At 66.7% G+C, this 15,909-nt stretch carries 19 protein-coding genes; 10 read left to right on the top strand and 9 right to left on the bottom strand.

Annotation, left to right across the window (positions count from 1 at the left end; all coding sequences use genetic code 11):
- Window positions 1-12: 12 nt before the first annotated feature.
- The 3 genes from gnd to dnaA form a co-directional block, all read right to left on the bottom strand.
- Window positions 13-900, bottom strand: coding sequence for a phosphogluconate dehydrogenase (NAD(+)-dependent, decarboxylating) (gene gnd / locus EDF28_RS02990; RefSeq protein WP_123292939.1), 888 nt, complete (start codon window positions 898-900; stop codon window positions 13-15).
- Window positions 901-970: 70 nt separating this feature from the next.
- Complete coding sequence (dnaN, locus tag EDF28_RS02985) at window positions 971-2,116, bottom strand: DNA polymerase III subunit beta (RefSeq protein ID WP_111083683.1); 1,146 nt, start codon at window positions 2,114-2,116, stop codon at window positions 971-973.
- A 407-nt stretch (window positions 2,117-2,523) separates the two neighbouring features.
- On the bottom strand, window positions 2,524-3,978 hold the full coding sequence (gene dnaA / locus EDF28_RS02980) for a chromosomal replication initiator protein DnaA (RefSeq protein WP_111083682.1): 1,455 nt from the start codon (window positions 3,976-3,978) through the stop codon (window positions 2,524-2,526).
- A gap of 517 nt (window positions 3,979-4,495) precedes the next feature.
- Here dnaA and rpmH point away from each other — a divergent pair.
- From rpmH to EDF28_RS02935, 9 genes are all read left to right on the top strand, one after another.
- A complete protein-coding gene (gene rpmH, locus EDF28_RS02975; protein ID WP_022889115.1) occupies window positions 4,496-4,633 on the top strand; it encodes a 50S ribosomal protein L34 in 138 nt (45 codons plus the stop codon).
- A gap of 47 nt (window positions 4,634-4,680) precedes the next feature.
- Window positions 4,681-5,031: a ribonuclease P protein component gene (gene rnpA, locus EDF28_RS02970; RefSeq protein ID WP_123937122.1), complete on the top strand. Its 351-nt coding sequence runs from the start codon at window positions 4,681-4,683 to the stop codon at window positions 5,029-5,031.
- On the top strand, window positions 5,028-5,408 hold the full coding sequence (yidD, locus tag EDF28_RS02965) for a membrane protein insertion efficiency factor YidD (protein ID WP_165901008.1): 381 nt from the start codon (window positions 5,028-5,030) through the stop codon (window positions 5,406-5,408). Before rnpA ends, yidD begins: the two co-directional genes overlap by 4 nt.
- Window positions 5,409-5,416: 8 nt before the next feature.
- Entirely contained in the window at window positions 5,417-6,385 is a 969-nt protein-coding gene (gene yidC, locus EDF28_RS02960) for a membrane protein insertase YidC (RefSeq protein WP_123292941.1), read from the top strand.
- A complete protein-coding gene (locus EDF28_RS02955; protein ID WP_111083678.1) occupies window positions 6,386-6,886 on the top strand; it encodes a R3H domain-containing nucleic acid-binding protein in 501 nt (166 codons plus the stop codon).
- On the top strand, window positions 6,883-7,563 hold the full coding sequence (gene rsmG / locus EDF28_RS02950; protein WP_123937121.1) for a 16S rRNA (guanine(527)-N(7))-methyltransferase RsmG: 681 nt from the start codon (window positions 6,883-6,885) through the stop codon (window positions 7,561-7,563). Before EDF28_RS02955 ends, rsmG begins: the two co-directional genes overlap by 4 nt.
- An 81-nt stretch (window positions 7,564-7,644) precedes the next feature.
- Window positions 7,645-8,538, top strand: a complete 894-nt coding sequence (locus tag EDF28_RS02945) for a ParA family protein (protein WP_311394731.1) — start codon at window positions 7,645-7,647, stop codon at window positions 8,536-8,538.
- A complete protein-coding gene (locus tag EDF28_RS02940) occupies window positions 8,538-9,503 on the top strand; it encodes a ParB/RepB/Spo0J family partition protein (RefSeq protein ID WP_123937119.1) in 966 nt (321 codons plus the stop codon). Before EDF28_RS02945 ends, EDF28_RS02940 begins: the two co-directional genes overlap by 1 nt.
- Window positions 9,504-9,682: 179 nt before the next feature.
- Complete coding sequence (locus tag EDF28_RS02935) at window positions 9,683-9,991, top strand: helix-turn-helix domain-containing protein (protein ID WP_123937118.1); 309 nt, start codon at window positions 9,683-9,685, stop codon at window positions 9,989-9,991.
- A gap of 21 nt (window positions 9,992-10,012) precedes the next feature.
- On the opposite strand, the gene EDF28_RS02930 is transcribed toward EDF28_RS02935, so the two are convergent.
- From EDF28_RS02930 to EDF28_RS02915, 4 genes are all read right to left on the bottom strand, one after another.
- A complete protein-coding gene (locus tag EDF28_RS02930) occupies window positions 10,013-10,600 on the bottom strand; it encodes a ClpP family protease (protein WP_123937117.1) in 588 nt (195 codons plus the stop codon).
- Window positions 10,597-11,235, bottom strand: a complete 639-nt coding sequence (locus tag EDF28_RS02925; RefSeq protein WP_123937116.1) for a ClpP family protease — start codon at window positions 11,233-11,235, stop codon at window positions 10,597-10,599. The genes EDF28_RS02930 and EDF28_RS02925 overlap by 4 nt, the downstream gene beginning before the upstream one ends.
- A gap of 151 nt (window positions 11,236-11,386) precedes the next feature.
- Window positions 11,387-12,349: a D-alanine--D-alanine ligase gene (locus EDF28_RS02920; protein ID WP_123937115.1), complete on the bottom strand. Its 963-nt coding sequence runs from the start codon at window positions 12,347-12,349 to the stop codon at window positions 11,387-11,389.
- Between the two features lie 60 nt (window positions 12,350-12,409).
- Window positions 12,410-13,714 (bottom strand): PLP-dependent aminotransferase family protein, encoded by a 1,305-nt coding sequence (locus EDF28_RS02915; protein ID WP_123339332.1) that lies wholly within the window; start codon window positions 13,712-13,714, stop codon window positions 12,410-12,412.
- Window positions 13,715-13,982: 268 nt separating this feature from the next.
- On the opposite strand from EDF28_RS02915, the gene EDF28_RS02910 reads away from it, so the two are divergent.
- A complete protein-coding gene (locus EDF28_RS02910) occupies window positions 13,983-14,327 on the top strand; it encodes a hypothetical protein (protein ID WP_123937114.1) in 345 nt (114 codons plus the stop codon).
- 109 nt (window positions 14,328-14,436) lie between these two features.
- On the opposite strand, the gene trxA is transcribed toward EDF28_RS02910, so the two are convergent.
- Together trxA and trxB are read right to left on the bottom strand one after the other, a co-directional pair.
- Entirely contained in the window at window positions 14,437-14,763 is a 327-nt protein-coding gene (gene trxA, locus EDF28_RS02905) for a thioredoxin (RefSeq protein ID WP_017887828.1), read from the bottom strand.
- Between the two features lie 76 nt (window positions 14,764-14,839).
- On the bottom strand, window positions 14,840-15,826 hold the full coding sequence (trxB, locus tag EDF28_RS02900; RefSeq protein WP_111083668.1) for a thioredoxin-disulfide reductase: 987 nt from the start codon (window positions 15,824-15,826) through the stop codon (window positions 14,840-14,842).
- Window positions 15,827-15,909 lie beyond the last annotated feature (83 nt).

The following is a 15,909-nucleotide window of genomic DNA, read 5'->3' as shown; positions in this document are numbered from 1 at the left end:
CCCCGGGTGGTCCTAGGACTTCTTGACGGCGTGACCGCCGAACTGGTTGCGGAGCGCCGCGACGGCCTTCATCGTCGGGGACGCGCTGCCCTGACGCGAGACGAAGCGCGCGAAGATCGACGCCGACAGCGCCGGCATCGGAACGGCGAGCTCGATGCCCTCTTCCAGCGTCCAGCGTCCCTCGCCCGAGTCCTCGACGTAGCCCTCGAGCTCGTCGAGCTTCGGGTCTTCGTTCAGGGCCAGGACCATGAGGTCGAGCAGCCAGGAACGGACGACCGTTCCGCGCTGCCACCCGGCGAACACGGCGGGGACGTCGGTGATCAGGTCCTTGGCCTCGAGGAGCTCGTAGCCCTCGCCGTAGGCCTGCATGATCGCGTACTCGATGCCGTTGTGGACCATCTTGGCGTAGTGCCCCGCGCCGATCGGACCGGCGTGCGAGAAGCCCTCTTCGCGCGGCCCCTCGGGGCGCAGTGCGTCGAAGACCGGCATGGCGAACTCGACGTCCTTGACGTCACCGCCGACCATCAGGCCGTAGCCGTTGTCCTTGCCCCACACGCCGCCGGAGACACCGGCGTCCATGTAGCGGATGCCGCGCGCACCGAGCTGCTCGGCGTGCGTGGTGTCGTCGAGCCACTTCGAGTTGCCACCGTCGATGACGAGGTCGCCCTCGTTCAGGACGCCGGCGAGCTCGGTGATGACGTCGTCGGTGATCTTGCCGTGCGGCACCATCACCCAGACGAGTCGCTGACCCTCGGGCAGGGCGCCCGCCAGGTCTGCGAGGCTCGCGACGTCGGAGACGGCGGGGTTCGCGTCGTAACCGGTGACCTCGATCCCTGCGTTGCGGAGACGGGCACGCATGTTGTTGCCCATGCGACCAAGGCCGACAAGACCGATGTGCATGATTTCCTCTTCTGTTTCGTCGTCGCGCTGAGGCCGCAGCTGGTGCGTCAGCGCAGTGTTCCTGTTGCGCCTATCGCAGCAGCAGGTTGGGCTGCAGCAGGTACCGGTATCCATCGGTCGCAGCAGCCTCTTGCGAAGTCTGGCCGGTGATCAGCACCGGGCCCGGCTTGTTGGGGTTCTCCGTCTTGGTGAAGGAGATGCGGACGAACTCGGAGTGCACCGCGTTCAGTCCGTCGAGGAGGAAGGCGGGCTTCAGCGAGACCACCGTTTCCTCTCCGGTCAGCAACGCACTGATCGACTCTGACGCCTGCGCTTGTTCGGATCCGATCGCCTCGAGCGTGAGCCCGTCGACCGTGAAGGAGAACCGGAGCGCTGCTTCGCGCTCCAGGACGAGTGAGACCCGTCGGACGGCTTCGACCAGCTCAGCGGTGTTGATCACCGCGTGGTCGTTGACGTTCTCGGGGAAGAGCCGGCGGACCGGCGGGTAGTTGCCCTTGATCAGCAGCGAGGTGACGGTCTTGTCATCGGCGTGGAACGCGATGAGCTCACGGTCGGAGTTGCCGCTGATCGAGACGGAGACGGTGGACGCCGACCCGAAGGTGCGACCGACCTCCTGCAGCGTGCGGGCGGGGACGAGGGCGTGCAGCGGGTCCGAGCCGACGCGGCCGGAGTCCCACGCGATGGTCCGGACGGCCACGCGGTACCGGTCCGTGGCGATGAGCGACAGGTCGTTGTCACCGACCTCGAGCTGGACACCGGTGATGACGGGGGTGACGTCGTCGCGGCTGGCGGCGACGGCGACCTGCGACACGGCCTCGGAGAAGGCATCGCCGGGGATGACACCGGTCTGCGGACCGATCTCGGGCAGCGTCGGGTACTCCTCGACCGGCATGGACAGCAGCGTGAAGTGCGCCGATCCGCAGGAGACCGAGATCTTGGAGTCCTCGGTCGTGAAGGTCACCGGAGCGTTCGGCAGTCGGCTCGCGATGTCGTTCAGCAGGCGACCGCTGACCAGGACCGTGCCCGGGTCGTCGATCTGTGCCGAGATGGACGTCTGCGCCGAGACCTCGTAGTCGAACGACGAGAGCGTCAGACGATCGCCGTCCGCGTGGATCAGGACGCCCGACAAGATCGGGAGGGTCGTGCGCTGTGGGAGGAGTTTCACCGCGAAGGAGACGGCTTCGGAGAAGACGTCCCGGTTGACCTCGAACTTCACAGCTGGAACCCCTGTCGATCGGCTTGGACTGTCCGGCCGCCCCATTCTGGCACAGGCGGACGTGGGCCGGATTTCTTGTCATCCCGCCGTCCACAAGGTTGTCCCGCGGAGATGGATCGTTAACCAGGAGTAATGGTGTTAACGCCTGTGCACACTGTGGATAACCCTGTGCATGCCGCTCGGCCGTAGGGAACTACACCGTTGTGACTTGTGGGCGGGCTGTGGGCGACGTCGGGATGAATGAATCTCATCTATCCACTTCCATCCCCAGTTTCCACAGGAGGCCCCCTCGCTGTGAACAACCGGGCGGCGTGTCCTCCACAGTTATCCACAGGCTATCCACACTGTGAGAACTCCGGCCCATGGAACCGTCTCAGATGGTGGATACGCCCGGAGACGTACCGATCTCAGCGGTAGCGGCGGTCCTGTTTGATGCGGCTCGTGAGCTCGGTGACCTGGTTGTAGATCGACCGCCGCTCCTTCATGAGCTCGGTGATCTTCTTGTTCGCGTACATGACCGTGGTGTGGTCGCGGTTGCCGAACAGCTGCCCGATCTTCGGGAGCGACAGGCTCGTGAGCTCGCGGCACAGGTACATCGCGATCTGTCGCGCGGTGGCGATCGCCTGCGAGCGGGACGAGCCGTACAGGTCGTCGACGGAGAGCTTGAAGTACTCGGCGGTGTGGTTGATGATGTCCGTCGGCGCGACGACGTTGTCCTCGTCGAGGGTGATCAGGTCCTTGAGGACGGTCTGCACCAGGGCCATGTCGACGGCCGTCCGGTTCAGGCTCGCGAACGCCGTGACGCGGATGAGCGTCCCCTCGAGCTCCCGGATGTTGCTCGACACCTTCGAGGCCATGAACTCGAGGATGTCGTCCGGCACCTGCAGGTGGTCGGACTGCGCCTTCTTGCGGAGGATCGCGATGCGCGTCTCGAGCTCGGGCGCCTGGACGTCCGTGATCAGACCCCACTCGAAGCGCGACCGCATGCGGTCCTCGAAGCCGGTGAGGTGCTTCGGTGCGACGTCGGACGTGATGACGACCTGCTTGTTGTGGTCGTGCAGCGTGTTGAACGTGTGGAAGAACGCCTCCTGCGTGGAGTCCTTCCCCTGCAGGAACTGGATGTCGTCGATCAGCAGGATGTCGATGTCGCGGTAGCGCTGCTGGAACTGGTTCGAGCGGTTGTTCGCGATCGAGTTGATGAAGTCGTTGGTGAACTCCTCGCTCGACACGTACCGGACGCGGATCCCCGGGTAGAGGCTCTCCGCGTAGTGCCCGATGGCGTGGAGCAGGTGGGTCTTGCCCAGCCCGGAGTCGCCGTAGATGAAGAGCGGGTTGTATGCCTTCGCCGGAGCCTCGGCCACCGCGACCGCTGCGGCGTGGGCGAAGCGGTTCGACGAGCCGATGACGAAGTTGTCGAAGTTGTACTTCGGGTTCAGCCGCGACTCCGGCCGGCCGCTCGTGCCCGGGGAGTCGATCTGGCTCGGCACGAAGGGTGCCTCGATGTACTGGCGGGGCGCAGCGCTCTGCTCCACTGCTTCCTGGACGGGCTCGGCGTACTCCGGCACGTTCGGGTCGACGCGCGGCTCGGACGCCATGTCCGGGTTCACCGTGATGGCGAAGTTCGCGACCGAGTCGTCACCGATGCGGGCGACGGCCTCGGTGATCGGGATGCGGATCCGCTGCTCGAGCATGCCGCGGGTCAGGTCGTTGGGGACCTCCAGGTACAGCGTGCCGGCGAGGACGCCCTTCGGTTCGACCAGGTTGAGGAACCCGTGGAGCTGCGGCGTGATGCGGGGGTCTTCGCTGAGGATTCCGAGTACGGATGACCAGAGGTCCTCGACGGGGTCGGCCGGCATCGTCATGTCGCGCTCGTCTCCAGGTGTGTGTCGTGCGTTCGGTGCCGGACCGGGGTGCGTCCTGCTGGGTCGGACGTGCCGGAGCGCCGCGGGGTGTGGCGCTCAGCGGACCGTGTCGTTCGCCGGCGGTTCGTCGGGGTCTCGGGGGCTTCGTCGACGCCTCGTACCGCGCGTGTTCCCACAGGGTTGTCCACAGTGTTGTCCACGACCGCCCGGATCCGTCGGACAGGAGTACTTCCCTGTCGTACCGGGGCGCGGGGCCGATCGATGACCCCACTGTAAAGGACCGGGCCGGGTGGCACCGAACGGAAGTTGTCCCCAATGTGGAGAATGGACCGCAGCGGTGTCCTCGACGCCTCCGGCACCGAGGCCGGCCCGATCGGCGTTTGACCTGCTCGCTGCTGTCACGTACCGTTAACCAGTTGACTGCGGCCGATTGGTCGCGCCCATCTGCGTCGTTCGACACCGAGCGATGACACATACATACGTGACGGCTCGCCGCGAGCAGCCGTGTGGAGAGATCATGAGCAAGCGCACCTTCCAGCCGAACAACCGTCGCCGCGCCAAGAAGCACGGCTTCCGCCTCCGCATGCGGACGCGTGCCGGCCGCGCCATCCTGTCGGCGCGTCGCGCCAAGGGCCGCACCGAGCTCTCGGCCTGATCAGGCTCACCGCCTGATCCGGTCCTCGGTCTGACCCCGGCATCGCAGTGTTGGCCAGCGCCAACCGCATCGTCCGCGGGGACGACTACCGGAACGTCGTGCGTCGTGGTCGCAAGAGCGCCACGGCGCACGTCGTCGTGTCCGTGGTCCGTCGCTCGACGGACCCCACCGGACCGTCGCGGTTCGGGTTCATCGTCGCCAAGACGGTGGGCAACGCCGTGACCCGGAACCTGATCAGGCGGCGGCTCAAGGCGATCGCGCACGGCATCCTCGCCGACTCCCCCGTGGGGTACGACGTGGTGGTGCGCGCACTGCCAGCCGCATCGCAGGCCGGATGGCCTACCCTGCTCGAAGACGTCGTGCGCTCCTTCGCGCGCGGGGTGGAGAAGGCAGCATGAACCGCACCCTGTGGACCCGGCTGGCCTGGGTCGCCGCGTTGCTCCCACGCAACGCTTGCGTCGTCGTGCTCCGCGCCTACCGTGCAGTGATCTCCCCGTTGTACGGCAACGTCTGCCGGTACCACCCGTCGTGCTCCCGGTACGCCCTCGAAGCGATCCAGCAGTACGGCGTCGTCCGCGGATCCGCGATGGGCGCCTGGCGCATCGCTCGCTGCAACCCCTGGGCTGCAGGCGGGATCGACGACGTCACGGAACGTCGTCGCCCGTTCGTCGTCAACCGGTTCGGGTTCGTCCTCGCGCCGATCCCGCAGCAGCCGCACCCCGCGGTCGGAACGGCCCGGCCGGTCCTGCTCCCCCAGCGCACTCGAAAGGCGTAGCCGTCCCCATGGACATCATCGGTACGATCCTCTGGCCGCTCAAATGGGTGGTCTCGGCCATCCTCGTCGGCTTCCACTGGATCTTCGAGAGCATCGGCATGGACCCGGGCGCGGGTATCACCTGGGTCCTCTCCATCATCTTCCTGACCTTCGTGGTCCGCGCCGCGCTGATCCCGATCTTCGTGCGGCAGATCAAGTCGCAGCGCCGCATGCTCGAGGTCGCGCCGCAGCTGAAGAAGATCCAGGACAAGTACAAGGGCAAGAAGGACCAGTTCTCGCGTGAGGCCATGAGCCGCGAGACCATGGCCCTGTACAAGGAGACGGGCACCAACCCGCTGAGCTCCTGCCTGCCGCTGCTGCTGCAGATGCCGATCTTCTTCTCGCTGTACTCGGTGCTGCACGAAGCCCAGATCAACAAGACGGGCATCGGCCTGCTCACGAACGACCTCGCGGCGTCGTTCGGCAACGCGGCCCTGTTCGGTGCCCCCCTGCACGAGACGTTCACCAACGCCTCCGGGTGGGAGGTCCGTGCGATCGCCGGTTTCATGATCGTGGTCATGACGGCCTCGCAGTTCATCACGCAGCTGCAGCTCGTCGCCAAGAACATGTCGCCGGAGACCAAGGCGTCGCCGATGTACCGCCAGCAGAAGATGATGCTGTACATCCTCCCGCTGGTCTTCGTGATCTCGGGTCTGAGCTTCCCCCTCGGCGTCATGTTCTACTGGCTCGCCTCGAACGTCTGGACGATGGCGCAGCAGTACTTCGTCATCCGCAGCATGCCGACGCCTGGTTCCGAGGCGGCCCTGGCACGTGAGGCGCGTCTGGCCAAGAAGGCCCAGCGTCGCGGCATCGCCAACCCGGTCCTCGCCGAGGCCGGTGCCGGTGCTGGCGCCGCCGAGATCGAGGCCGTGCGCGTCACCACCCAGCGTTCGCAGCCGGTCGGCAAGCAGCGCTCGAAGAAGAACGGGAAGAAGTAAGTGACCGAGCAGGACACCGCCGCAGCCGTCGACACCACCGAGGTCCCGGACGAGGACGCCCGTGACGAGGCCGACATCGCTGCGGACTACATCGAGGAACTCCTCGACATCTGCGACCTCGACGGAGACATCGAGATCGAGGAGCGCGCCGGTCGCGTCTACCTGTCGGTCACCGACGACGGCGAGGCGCTCCGCGTCCTCTCGAAGCCGGACACGGTCACGGCCCTGCAGGAACTCACCCGCATCGCCGTCCAGGCCGAGACGGGCGAGTTCAGCCGGCTCATCCTCGACGTGGGCGGCTCCCGTGACGCTCGTGCCGACGAGCTGCAGCGACTGGTCGACACCGCCGTCGAGCGCATCGAAGCCGGATCGTCCTCCGCAGCACTCCCCCCGATGTCGTCGTACGAGCGCAAACTGGTCCACGACCTCGTCGCTGAGAAGGGCTTCCACTCGGAGTCCGAGGGTGAGGGTCGGGACCGCCACACGGTCGTCACCCGATGACGGACGAGTCGGTGTCAGCCGACACCGCTCCCGTGCTTTCGGACGCTGCTCCGGTGCTCGAGGCCGAGCCTGCGGTTGCGTCCGTGCTCTTCGGCGATCAGATCGAGACGGCTCGGTCGTTCACGAACGAGCTGGCTCGCCGAGGCGAGGAGCTGGGCCTGATCGGCCCGCTTGAGTTGCCTCGACTGTGGACGCGACACATCCTCAACTCCGGCTTGCTGGCGCCCCTCCTGGAGGCCCGTGGTCGGGTCGCCGACGTCGGCTCGGGTGCGGGATTGCCCGGTCTCGTGCTCGCGATCGCCCGTCCGGACGTGCACTTCACGCTCATCGAGCCGATGGAGCGCCGCGTGGACTGGCTCACCAGTGAGTCGAGCCGGCTCGGCCTGTCGAACGTGACGGTGGTCCGCGGCCGCGCCGAGGACGTCTCCGACGACATCGTGGTCGACCAGGTCACTGCGCGTGCCGTCAGTGCGTTGTCGAAGCTCATCCCGATGACGGTTCCACTCGTCCGCTCGGGCGGGCAGCTCATCCTGATGAAGGGTGCGCGAGTCGACGACGAGATCGAGAAGGCGCGCAAGGTGATCCTTCGCCAGCACCTCTCGGACGTCGAGGTCCTCGAGCTCGGGGATGGTGTGGTCGCAGAGACCACGCGGGTCTTCCGGGCTACAGTTGACTGACCCTGCGGCTCGGATCGGGACGACTGATCTCTTGCTGCTCTACGTTTCACGTGAAACATCGAACCGGGGAAGAGGCACTCGTTGAGCTCATCGACCGATTACGACGCGTCGACTCCGCTTGCTCGCGAGATCGCCGACCTGAACCGCCGACGCCGGGCGATCGCGACGCAGCAGTTCCCGTTGCCCTCGAAGACGCGGATCATCACCGTGTCGAACCAGAAGGGTGGCGTCGGGAAGACAACGACGACCGTCAACTTGGCTGCTGGCCTCGCGCACGGTGGCGCACGGGTGCTCGTCATCGACCTCGATCCGCAGGGCAACGCGTCGACGGCCTTGGGCGTCGACCACCAGGCTGAGGTCGCGAGCATTTACGACGTCATCGTCGACGAGGCCGCGATGGCCGACACCGTGCAGCGCTCCCCCGAGTCCGACACCCTGTGGTGCGTCCCGGCGACGATCCACCTCGCGGGCGCTGAGATCGAGCTCGTCTCCTTGGTCGCTCGAGAGCAGCGGCTGCGCACGGCGCTCGATCTGTACCTCCAGTCTCTGGACGAGCCGTACCACTACGTCTTCATCGACTGCCCGCCGTCGCTCGGTCTCCTCACGATCAACGCGTTCGTGGCGGCCCAGGAAGTCCTGATCCCGATCCAATGCGAGTACTACGCGCTCGAGGGACTCAGCCAGCTGCTGCGCAACATCGAGCTCATCGAGCGACACCTCAACCCGAACCTCCGGGTCTCGACGATCCTGCTCACCATGTACGACGGTCGGACCAACCTGGCGAACCAGGTGGCGAACGACGTCCGCGAGCACTTCGGTGACCAGGTGTTGAAGGCGATGATCCCCCGGTCCGTCCGGGTGAGTGAAGCGCCGAGTTACGGACAGAGCGTCGTCGCGTACGACGTGAACTCCACCGGGTCGCTCTCCTATTTGGAAGCGGCCGCCGAGATCGCAGCACGAGGAGCGAAAGACTGATGGCACCCAAGCGAACCGGACTCGGCCGCGGCATCGGCGCGCTCATCCCGACGGCAACGGACCAGCAGGACCGCCCGGTCGACGTGTTCTTCCCGACCGGTGGGTCGCCGGCGTCGGCACCCACCGCAGACGAACTCGTCGCTGTTCCGGGAGCCCGACTCGCGAACCTCAACCCGCTGGACGTGATCCCGAACGGGCAGCAGCCGCGCAAGGAGTTCCGCGAAGAGGAGTTGCAGGAGCTCGTCCACTCCATCCGTGAGATCGGCGTGCTGCAGCCCGTCGTGGTCCGTCCGATCCCCGGGGCCGCGGGGACGGAGCCGCAGTACGAGCTGATCATGGGTGAGCGGCGCCTCCGCGCCACCAAGGAACTCGGGCTCACGACCATCCCGGCAATCGTCAAGGAGACGCCGGACGACGCGATGCTCCGCGACGCCCTGCTCGAGAACCTGCACCGAGCGCAGCTCAACCCGCTTGAAGAGGCTTCGGCGTACCAGCAGCTCCTGGCGGACTTCGGGATCACGCAGGAACAGCTCGGCCAGCGCATCGGCCGCTCCCGTCCGCAGATCACCAACACCATCCGTCTGCTGCGGCTCCCCTCCCCCGTGCAGCGTCGGGTTGCTGCCGGCGTGCTGTCGGCCGGTCACGCACGCGCGATCCTTGCTGCCCCGGACGCGGAGGCAATGGAGTACCTCGCCGAGAAGATCGTCAACGAGGACCTGTCGGTGCGCGCTGCCGAAGCGATCGCGCAGCAGTTGGCGACGAAGACCCCTCCGAAGACGACGCCGCAGCCCTCCAAGAACCAGGCGCACTTCAACGACCTTGCTGAGCGCATCGGTGACAGGCTGAACACACGCGTCAAGATCGCCGTCGGTGCCCGGAAGAGCTCCGTGACGATCGACTTCGCGAACGGTGACGACCTCAATCGCATCCTGTCGGAGCTGGGGATCAGCGACGTCTCGTCCTGACGGCTTGTCAACGGCGCTGAGCGCCCCGTAGCGGGCCTCGCATGCCTGGTGCGGGCGCCTGGAGCAGTGAGGGATCGTTCGGCCCTGTACGGGGCGCGTAGCCGTTCCGCTGGTTCGAGTTCACGAGCAGCGAACGGGAAGCCCGTACGTTTCACGTGGAACACTGCCAGGCTCGCATCATGAGATCCCGCAATCCCGAGCCGCTCTGGCGTGATGTCGTCGGTCGAGAACTCCGTGCTCGTCGCCGCGTCCGCGGGGACACCCTGCAGGATGTCGCTCGTCGCGCAGGGGTGTCGCCGCAGTACTTGTCGGAGATGGAACGGGGGCGGAAGGAGCCTTCGAGCGAGATGTTGGCAGCAGTGGCCGGCGCACTCGAGAGCTCCTTGCTGGACTTGACAGCGGCGGCAGCAGAACAGCTCCGCGAGCGAGCACGTTCCGCAGATACTGGTGGCGAACAGCTGCAGAGCAGTTTCCTCCTCGCAGCCTGAGGCGTCGGGGAGCACCGTCCGTCAGCGTCGAGTGATCACGTGGTCCACGAGCCCGTACTGGTGGGCCTGACGGGCCGTGAAGACGCGGTCGTGATCGGTGTCGGCTCGGAGTTGGTCGGGACTCTGGCCGCTGTGCTCGGCGAGCAGGTACTCGATCTCGGCCCGGATCCGAACGACCTCGTCGGCCTGCAGGATGAGCTCCGGAATGGCCCCCTGTCCCTGCGCCGCGGGTTGGTGGAGCACGACCCGAGCATGCGGCAGGGCCGACCGCTTTCCTTCGGCGCCCGCGGCGAGCAGGACGGCTCCGACACCGATTGCCTGCCCAACACAGGTGGTCGCGACGGCGGGGCGGACGAACCGCATGGTGTCGTAGACGGCGAGCATGGCACTCGGGTCGCCGCCGTCGCAGTTGACGTAGAGCTGCACGTCCGAGTCCGGGTTGTCTGACTCGAGGAAGAGGAGTTGCGCGATGAGGGCATTGGCGACGCCAGCATCGATCGCCGTCCCGATGTAGATGATCCGCTCGGTGAGCAGGTGCGAGTAGACGTCCAAGACCCGGTCGCCGCGAGCGTCCCGCGCGATGACGTTCGGGATCGTGTACGCGCTCATCGGTCTCCCTCCGCTGCGGCAGGTCCGCCGAAGCCCGTCACCGTGGAACGGGGCTGCTGGGGCCGGATCACCGAGAAGTCGTCGACGATCAGGTCGACGAACCCGTAGTTGAGGGCCTCCTGTGCGGAGTACCAGTGGTCGTGCAGCGAGTCCTCGAAGATGCGGTCGACGGTCTGCCCGGTGTCCGCAGCGATGAGTCCGAGCACGGTGTCGCGGGTGTCACGGAGGTGGTCCGCCTGTAGCGCCACGTCCACCGCACTCCCCCCGATCCCTGCGGATCCCTGGTGCATCAGGATCCGGCTGTGCGGCAGCGCTCGGCGCTTGCCAGGAGTACCCGAGGACAGCAGGAACTGCCCCGCGCTGCAAGCGATCCCGAACGCGAGCGTGCTGACGTCGTTGGGGATCACCCGCATGAGGTCCCGGAGTGCGAGCATCGCCGGGACCGAGCCTCCGGGTGAATGGATCCAAAGCGCGATGTCGTTCCAGGGATCCGCCGTCGCGAGCTGTACCAACTGCGTCATCAAGACGGTGCCGTTGTCGTCGTCGAGGGCGCCGTCGAGTACGAGCACGCGCTGGTCGAAGAGGGCACGCCGGTACTCGGTCGTGAAGGCTGCGGGGGGTGGTGAATCGGTCATGCGTCCACCGTGCGCGCGCAGATGACTCGACGCACCCGATGCTGCTCAGAGCGGATCAGCTCTCAGCAGCGAACCGCGAGTGTCGATGTTCCACGTGGAACATGACTCTCGCGCACTTCGATGTTCCACGTGGAACGTCGGAGCAGACGGATCAAGCGTGGTGGTCGCGGATCGCCTGTTCCGCGAGTTCGGCGTACGTCCACCCGAGATCGAACCCCGATGCGGAGAGTGCCTGCGGCAGCAGGGATGTCTCGGTCAGACCCGGGAGCACGTTGGCTTCGAGGAACCACGGCGTTCCGGCGCCGTCGATGATGAGGTCCACACGGGACAGGTGGCGGAGGCCGAGGGCTGTGTGCGCCGCGACGGCGGCATCGGCTGCAGCGGTCGCGAACTCGTCAGACAGTCGGGCGGGGGTGTAGAACGTCGTCTCCCCCGCGTTGTACCGCGCCTCGAAGCCGTAGATGCCGTTCCGCGGGACGATCTCCACCGCGGAGAGTGCCACCGGCCCGTCGCCCGTGTCGATGATGCCGACCGCGACCTCGGTACCGCGGATGAGCTGCTCGACCACGACGTCGTCGCAGTACGTGTAGGCCGTGACCATGGCACGCGGCAGGTCGTTGACGTCATCGACGAGGGTCACTCCCTGCGCGCTGCCACCACGCGCCGGCTTCACGGCGAGCGGTACCGGGTGCTCCCCCGCGATGGCCTTGAGCACCCCGACGGCGCCGAGCTCGCGGAACACGTCGTGGGACAGCGTGACGGAGCGAGGGGTGCGGACGCCTGCCCGCGCGACCAGCGCTGACGCCGTGGGCTTGTCCCATGCCAACCGGGCCGACGTGGAACGTGAGCCGACGAACGGGATGTCCACCGCCTCCAGGATGCCCCGCAGGGCCCCGTCTTCACCGGAGGCGCCGTGCAGAGCCGGCCACACGACATCCGGGCGGGACTCGGCGAGAGCCGGCAGCAGCAGCGCGTCGGCGTCGCGGAGGTCGACCTGCCAGCCGTACCCAGTCAGCGAGTCGGCGACCCGCCGACCGGAGCGCAGGGAGACGTCACGTTCGTGCGAGATCCCTCCGGCGACGACGACGACGTGACGACGAGTGAGCTCAGCCATGGGGATCCTCCGGTGTGGAACGACGGTGCTGGTGGGCCACGCACCGCAGAAAAGCGCTGATCAGGAGATGTTCGGCGGCGGAGCGCTCACCGAGGACGTCTCGCGGACGACGCTGTTCGGCCGAGTCGTCGGACCGAACGTCTCGATCAGCTCGAGCTCGTCGTTGACGACGTTGGCGAGCCGCTTCACGCCGACGCGGATCTGCTCGGGGGTCGGGTAGCAGAACGAGAGGCGGATGTGCCCGCCGCCACGACCGTCGGCGTAGAAGGCCGTCCCCGGCGTGTAGGCGACGAGTTCCTTCACGGCGCGCGGCAGCATGCCCTTCGAATCGAGGGACTCGGGGAGCGTCAGCCAGACGAAGAAGCCACCGTTCGGCTTCGTCCAGGACAGGTCCGGCAGGAACTCCCCCAGAGCGGACAGCATGGCATCACGGCGCTCTGCGTAGATGCCCCGGAAGGTGTCGACCTGACCCTTCCAGTCCGCGGCGTCCAGGTAGGCGTTCACGACGTACTGCCCGAAGGAGTTCGGGGCGAGGACGGCGGACTCGTTGGCGAGCACGAGCTTCTCGCGGATGGCGTGCGGTGCGAGCGCCCAGCCGACGCGGAAACCGGGTGCGAGGGTCTTCGAGAAGGACCCCAGGTACACGACGCCCTCTTCGTCGATGGAACGGATCGCCTGCGGTGCCGGCTCGTCGAACCAGAGGAGTCCGTAGGGGTTGTCCTCGAGCACCAGGATGTTGTTCGACCGGCAGATGTCGAGCACCTCGATGCGGCGCTCCCGGCTCATGGTGACGCCGGCCGGGTTGTGGAAGTTGGGGATCGTGTAGAGGAACTTGATCCGCTTGCCCTGCGTGCGGAGGTTCGCGATCGCCTCACGCAGTGCCTCGGGCACCAGCCCGAGCTCGTCGGTCGTCACGTGGACGGTCTCGGCCTGGTACGACCGGAACACACCGATCGCGCCGACGTAGGACGGGGACTCGGCGAGGACGACGTCGCCCGGATCAATGAACAGCCGCGTGACGAGGTCGAGGGCGTGCTGCGAGCCCGTCGTCACGACGACGTCCTCGGCACTGGCACGGATGCCCTCGAGGCTCATGACGTCCACGATGTGCTCGCGGAGGGACCGCAGACCCTGTCCGCCGCCGTACTGCAGTGCCATGGCCGCGTGCTCGTTCATCACGCGGTCCAGGGAGCCCGTGACGAGCTCCCTCGGCAGCGCGGAGACGAACGGCATGCCGCCAGCCAGCGAGACCACCTCGGGGCGCGAGGCGACGGCGAACAGGGCTCGGACCTCGGAGGCGCTCAGCCCGGCGGTGCGCTGGGCGTAGGAGTCGTACCAGGGGTCGAGGCTGTTGCCGTTCGTCATACCGTGCTCCGATCAGTGAGACATTCCCGCCACACTACGACATCGACCCCGGAAACCCGGGCTCCGCGGCGGGGGCCGATCCGCAACGGGTGGCATGCGAACGCCCTGCACAGAGAGATTTGCATCGCTCCGTCCAATAGTCCCGTAACGACCTTATAACATCACACGTGAAATTTAGAGTGTGAACACTACCGTCGATTCGAGACCGCGATGGTCTCAGCGGGGGCTGACGCAATCCAGCCCAGGTGCATCGGAGGGCAGACAGACAATGAGGTTCAGCAAGTCATTCTCGATCTTCGTGGCGACGGCCGTGGCCAGTACGTTCTTCCTCGGAGGAACAGCTGCGCAAGCCTCGCCCGGCGACCCGCGTGCTCAACTGGGGCCCTGTAACTCGCCCCAGGCCATCAAGTTCTCCAACAGCGGGATCAACGGGGGCACATCAACCATTCAGAACTGCTTCACCTCCAAGAAGCGTGTCGCCATGAGGATTCACAACGTCGTTGGTCTGATCGGTTGGGATCAGAACGGCAGCTGTGTGACTTTGAATCCGGGAGCGAAGACCAGCATGCGAAACGCGACGACGAGTTACGGCTTCGGTTGGGTGTCCTGCTGACGGGGAGGTCGCGCCACCAGCGCACTTCGACGGCCGAACGGTCCTGAACAAGAAGGCGCCCCGCCCTCCGATGCAATGGAGGGCGGGGCGTTCGTGGTGCGGGTGCGACCTACGCGAGGAACTCGGCGAGGTCGGCCTCGAGCGCGGGCTTCGGCTTGGCGCCGATGACGGTCTTGACCACCTCGCCACCCTTGAAGACCTTCATCGCCGGGATCGACGTGATCTGGTAGTTCATGGCCGACTGGGGGTTGTCGTCCACGTTGAGCTTCACGATCTCGATCTTGCCGGCGTGCTCTTCGGCGATCTGGTCGAGGATCGGCGAGACGGCGCGACACGGGCCGCACCACTCGGCCCAGAAGTCGACGAGGATCGTCTTGTCGGACTTGAGGACCTCGTCCGAGAAGGTGGCGTCGGTGACAGCCTTTGCGTTGGACATGGGTGTCCTTTCGTGAGAAGTCGGTACAGGATGTGGAACCGCGGACGCTCCCCCGGCATTCCGGGGGCCGTACGGGTCAGGCGGAGATGGTGACCGGCTCGACCGGGGTCTCGCCCGCAGCAGCGTCGGTCAGCGTGTCCTCGAGGTCGGCGAGGTACTTCTCGGCGTCGAGCGCAGCGACGGCACCGGACCCAGCAGCCGTGATGGCCTGGCGGTAGGTGTGGTCGAGCACGTCGCCCGCGACGAAGACCCCGGGGACGCCGACGGCCTTGGACGTGCGGCCCTCGACGGCGATGGTGCCCTCGGGAGCGAGCTCGAGCTGACCGTGCACGAGGTGCACGCGGGGGTCGTTGCCGATCGCGATGAACAGACCGTCGAGGGCGAGTTCGCTCTCGGTGCCGTCCACGGTGTCCTTGAGCGTCACGCCTGTCACGGCGGAGTCACCCTGGATGCCGATGACCTCCTTGTTCCACGCGAACTCGATCTTCGGGTCGTTGTGGGCGCGGTCCTGCATGATCTTCGACGCGCGGAGGGTGTCCTTGCGGTGGATCACGGTGACCTTGTCGGCGAAGCGCGTGAGGAACGTCGCCTCTTCCATCGCGGAGTCGCCACCGCCGACCACGGCGATGTTCTTCTGGCGGAAGAAGAAGCCGTCGCAGGTCGCGCACCACGAGACACCGTGGCCCGAGAGGCGCTCTTCGTCGGCGATGCCGAGGTGGCGGTACGCCGAACCGGTCGCGTAGATGACCGCGAGGGCTTCGTACGTCTCGCCGGAGCCGACGGTGACCTTCTTCACGTCGCCGGTGAGGTCGACGGAGACGGCGTCGTCGTACAGGACCTCAGCGCCGAACTTCTCGGCCTGTTCCTGCATCTTGATCATGAGGTCGGGGCCCTGGATCCCCTCGGGGAAGCCCGGGAAGTTCTCGACCTCGGTCGTCTTGGTGAGTTCCCCGCCCGTCTCGACGCTGGACGCGACGATGAGCGGCTTGAGCTCTGCGCGCGCGGCGTAGATGCCGGCGGTGAACCCGGCCGGACCGGAACCGATGATGATGAGCTGGCGCATGCCTGACTGCCCTTCCGTTGCGTGCTGACCGGGTCAACACATGGTACCGGCGCGGCATTCCGCGACGTCCGGGAAGCGTGCGG

The organism is Curtobacterium sp. PhB137 (assembly GCF_003814955.1).
Classification (GTDB): domain Bacteria; phylum Actinomycetota; class Actinomycetes; order Actinomycetales; family Microbacteriaceae; genus Curtobacterium.
This window is presented reverse-complemented; position numbering and strand designations above follow the sequence as displayed.